Genomic DNA, 1,848 nt, shown 5'->3' with positions numbered 1-1,848 from the left:
ATCAAAATAGTATTTACTTATTTATACGACGTGCTAGCAAAGATGAAGATTTGTTAATAAGTTCAAATAAAGTAATACACGGTTACAAGCCTAGTAGAATTATTATTGACTTTGCTTTAAATGCTAATCAAGTAAACTTATCTATTCAAAACTTTGATCAAGGATTAAAAATAGCAAATAGAATAGCAAGTTGTTATTTCCAACAAGAGTGCTCATTTACTAACATGTGTCACCAAAATACAGCAGCACAAGTGAGTACTTTCTTGAATGATTGCATAAAGCAACATGTGCCTGATATTCATCTATTTGAACTGAAGTTTGGTCCACCTAAATCTAAAACTAATCTTACATTAAACACTGATAACATTGAAGAGTGGTTACAGAAAATAGAGCCTTCTGTTGGTAGTATACTGCATGATGTTTCTCTTATTCAGCATATGAAAGTATTGTTCAAAAGTAAAAAAGTTACTTTATCCTTTCAGGCAGATACACAATACGCAAATTATATAGAAGTTGATTACTCAGAACATGTTCTCAATAAAAAAGAAAGAGATGATTTTAAGTCTTTAATTAGAGATAGCTATGGAATTACCGTCTTATCAAAAACATTTTCAAGATAAAGAAATAATTGATACTATTTTAGTCAATAGGTCATGGGTAAATCCTGATGAGAACTATATAAAGGCCGCAGAGTATCTCGGTCAGCTTGGTTTTGTTAAGCTTGAGAAGTATTATTTTGTTACTTGTGCCAATGATTTAGATCTTGATTTTCCAAATGTACAAAATCCTTATTGCAAAAATGAAATTATCATTTCTCATGATTTTAATGAAGATTGTGATGATCTAGCTTGTGAAGATTGTGGCCGTGATATTTTGCCTAACACTTACCAAAAGCAACGTTATCTTGTGCTTTCAATCAAACTAAATACAGAAAGAATAGTAAAGTGGTTTGAGAAGCTGTTGATTGAACTCATGTGGGAAAAGGCAACAGAAGGAATATATTATGTAAGCTTTAAAGGTAAAATAGTAAACGTTATCATACCAGCTTTATGTACTGATAAATCATATTTAACTATAGATAGATTAAGGACTAATGCTACTGCTCTCATAACTCTTGGAAAAGCAGATCTTAAGCTACTATTAAACCTGTATACTATTCCCATGGCTGACTTGATTTGTGAACGTAGGACTTTAAAAGAAGTGCTAGATGAGGTAAGTGAAAAAGGAGTACCAAAATTGTTACCTAACGTTTCTCTTCAAGCATTTCCTTATGTTCCACTGCGACAAACTAAATTAGTAGCTCGAGAAAAGATACTACAATTACAAATTAAAAACGACACCATTTGTATTAATAACATAGAGGTTGTCAATAAGCAATCTAAGTTAAGAGTTAATATCTTTTTTATTCTCCTTGAAAAATTCTGGAATGATTTTAAGGCAGGAATTCTTCCAGAACAGCACAAAACATTGAGTGTTGGACAAATTGCAGATTATTTAGGAAACATTTCTGATACAGAGCAACAAATTCGTAAACCAATTAATAGAATGCAAAAAACCATGGCAGAGAAATTAGCTAAAACCTTAGGCATAAATGTTAAAAGAGATGATATTATTCAAACTCTACCATGGTCGGGAATAGGTATTAAGGGATACGGCTACAGACTCAACCCTTTTACTCTCAGTCTTAAGAAGTAACACCAACGCTGCGCCACTGGCTATTTACCTTGCTAATCTGCATAGCTGGAATAGATTCGCCATTCCTTAGTTCAAATATCAATTTGTGCTGTTCATTATTTTTCATCATCATTATACCTGAAGTATATAAACTTCTTAAGGCAGATGCACCGC

General features: G+C 32.3%; 1 protein-coding gene and 1 pseudogene. Both read left to right on the top strand.

Features of this window, described 5'->3' with window-relative positions; translation table 11 throughout:
- A pseudogene (locus IC220_RS07320) lies at positions 1 to 620 on the top strand (hypothetical protein); the annotation flags it as partial.
- A complete protein-coding gene (locus tag IC220_RS07315) occupies positions 583 to 1,695 on the top strand; it encodes a hypothetical protein (RefSeq protein WP_188153767.1) in 1,113 nt (370 codons plus the stop codon). The pseudogene IC220_RS07320 and the gene IC220_RS07315, both read left to right, overlap by 38 nt.
- Positions 1,696 to 1,848 lie beyond the last annotated feature (153 nt).

The organism is Wolbachia endosymbiont of Pentalonia nigronervosa, from assembly GCF_014534705.1.
In the GTDB taxonomy this organism is placed as follows: Bacteria; Pseudomonadota; Alphaproteobacteria; order Rickettsiales; family Anaplasmataceae; genus Wolbachia.
The sequence above is the reverse complement of the archived record's forward strand: the minus strand, read 5'-3'. Positions and strand labels throughout refer to the sequence as shown.

Excerpts from the sequence above, each read along its gene's own strand:
- IC220_RS07315 (WP_188153767.1), top strand. The coding sequence starts at position 583 with ATGGAATTACCGTCTTATCAAAAACATTTTCAAGATAAAGAAATAATT.